We start from the raw sequence: 702 nt of genomic DNA, 5'->3' as shown, positions 1-702 counted from the left end.
GGTGCCGCCTTCGGCATCGCTGATCCGTCGAACATCCGTGAAGGCGTCAGATGGCTGCCCGACGAGAATGCGGACATCTTCTTCGTCACCCTGACGAAGACGGAGCAGCACTACTCGCCCACCACGATGTACCAGGACCGCGCGATCACCGACATGCTCTTCCAGTGGGAGTCGCAGAGCACCACCTCGTCGACGTCCACCACGGGCCAGCGGTACATCAACCACGCCGCGGGCGGCTCCACGGTGCATCTCTTCGTCCGCGAAGTGCGGGATCGGGACGGTGACCTCGGTGTGCCGCCCTACCTGTATGCCGGCCCGATGACCTACGTGTCGCACACCGGCGATCGCCCCATGCGCATCCAATGGCGGCTGCACCACCCGCTACCGGCCGATATCTTCCACGCCGCGCGGGTGATCGCCGCCTGACAAAGCCGGCCCGGCGGTGGGAGCACGTTTCGGGAGGTGGGGTTTCGGTCAAGGCAGGGGTATGTCCTCCCTCCCCTCGCAGGCACACGGCGCGGCCTCGCGGACCGCCAACAGCACCTGGCTGGAGCACCTCACCCGCGGTGGGCTCGTCGGGTACGGCATCATCCACCTCCTCTTCGCCTGGCTCATCCTGCAGATCGCGTTCGACGGGTCGTCGACCGACGGCGACCAGTCCGGCGCCCTGCACAAGCTCGCCGAGGAGCCGTTCGGCGCCTT

At 67.4% G+C, this 702-nt stretch carries 2 protein-coding genes; both read left to right on the top strand.

All coding sequences use genetic code 11. The features are described from left to right. Positions 1-426: DUF3427 domain-containing protein (locus tag DMB66_RS60390; RefSeq protein WP_125812734.1), on the top strand; the 426-nt coding region annotated here is incomplete at its 5' end. 61 nt (positions 427-487) lie between these two features. Continuing rightward, positions 488-702 (top strand): DUF1206 domain-containing protein (locus DMB66_RS60385; protein WP_148113004.1); only part of this gene is annotated, 215 nt, incomplete at its 3' end.

The organism is Actinoplanes sp. ATCC 53533, assembly GCF_003947245.1.
This window is presented reverse-complemented; position numbering and strand designations above follow the sequence as displayed.